Consider the following 1,147-nt stretch of genomic DNA (forward strand, 5'->3'; position numbering starts at 1 on the left):
ATCGAGTGCGTGAGCGGCGATATAGACAAGCGACTTCACGTGTTCGTCGTTGCCCGCCTCCGTGATGATGGCGCCGCCATAGCTATGGCCGACGAGCACGCATGGGCCGTTGGCAGCTGCGGCCGGGTGCTTTAGCGCCGTGAATGCCAGCGAAACCACGACCTTTTAGTGCTGAACCGTGCGGTGTGTTTGGCCAAGGGGCTGTGCTTCGTCGCATTCAGCAGTGCGTCGAACGCCAGGCTCCGGTTATCGCGATGGTTTGAAAATCGACAAGTCGGCCAGCAACCGCTGGAGCTTCTGCAATGCGATGGAGGCTCTGCGGTCGGCCCGCACGATGAGTTGTATTTCGGCCGAATGCAGCGCGGGATTGTCGATCTTCACCGCCACGCGTTCCCCAGCGTCGACTTCGCGCGCGACCGCGCGCCCGGACATGAACGTAATCCCCGCCGTATGCGCTTACCTGATTCTTCAAGGTCGCAAGCGAGTTGGCCGTCGGTATCGGCGTGAACTCCATCTTGCCGCAAGTCCGGCGGTTCGAACGTTGTGGTTGTCCGGAGCGCCTAAGGGCGCTCCATGGGCGCCGCCGTCGCTAACGAATCACGGGGCCACCGGCTTTCCGCTGGCGTCTTTCACCTTCTCTTTCCACTGCGACTCGATTTCGGTCACGACCGAAGGCGGCAGCGAGATGTAGTCGAGATTGTCAGCTGCGGAGCCGCCATTCTTGAAAGCCCACTGGAAGAACTTGAGCGTTTCCTTGCCCTGCTCCGGCTTGTCCTGCGCCGTGTGCAGCAGCACGAAGGTCGCGCCGACGACCGGCCATGCGTCCTTGCCCGGCTCGTTCGTGAGGATCTGGTAGAACGACTTCTTCCAGTCCGCGCCGGCCGCTGCGGCCTTGAACGTTTCGGTGGCCGGCTGAACGACCGCACCCGATTCGTTCTTCATGGCGGTGTAGACCATGTGATTTTGCTTCGCGTAGGCCCACTCGACGTAGCCGATCGCGCCCGGCAGACGCTGCACGAAGGCCGCAACGCCATCGTTGCCCTTGCCGCCCGTACCGGTCGGCCAGCTCACGGTCGTGCCTTCGCCAACCTTGCTCTTCCAGTCGGGGTTGACCTTCGAGAGGTAGTTCGTCCAGATGAAGCTGGTG

2 protein-coding genes and 1 pseudogene are annotated in these 1,147 nt (G+C 62.2%); all 3 read right to left on the reverse strand.

The features are described from left to right. Positions 1–114 (reverse strand): annotated as a pseudogene (locus EYW47_RS42335) (alpha/beta fold hydrolase); the annotation flags it as partial. A 132-nt stretch (positions 115–246) separates the two neighbouring features. Continuing rightward, positions 247–432, reverse strand: coding sequence for a type 2 periplasmic-binding domain-containing protein (locus tag EYW47_RS40480; RefSeq protein ID WP_133200398.1), 186 nt, complete (start codon positions 430–432; stop codon positions 247–249). Between the two features lie 165 nt (positions 433–597). After that, a partial coding sequence (gene pstS, locus EYW47_RS40485; protein WP_133200400.1) for a phosphate ABC transporter substrate-binding protein PstS occupies positions 598–1,147 on the reverse strand: 550 nt, incomplete at its 5' end.

This window comes from Paraburkholderia silviterrae, from assembly GCF_004353915.1.
In the GTDB taxonomy this organism is placed as follows: domain Bacteria; phylum Pseudomonadota; class Gammaproteobacteria; order Burkholderiales; family Burkholderiaceae; genus Paraburkholderia; species Paraburkholderia silviterrae.

Excerpts from the sequence above, each read along its gene's own strand:
- EYW47_RS40480 (WP_133200398.1), bottom strand. The coding sequence starts at position 432 with ATGTCCGGGCGCGCGGTCGCGCGCGAAGTCGACGCTGGGGAACGCGTG.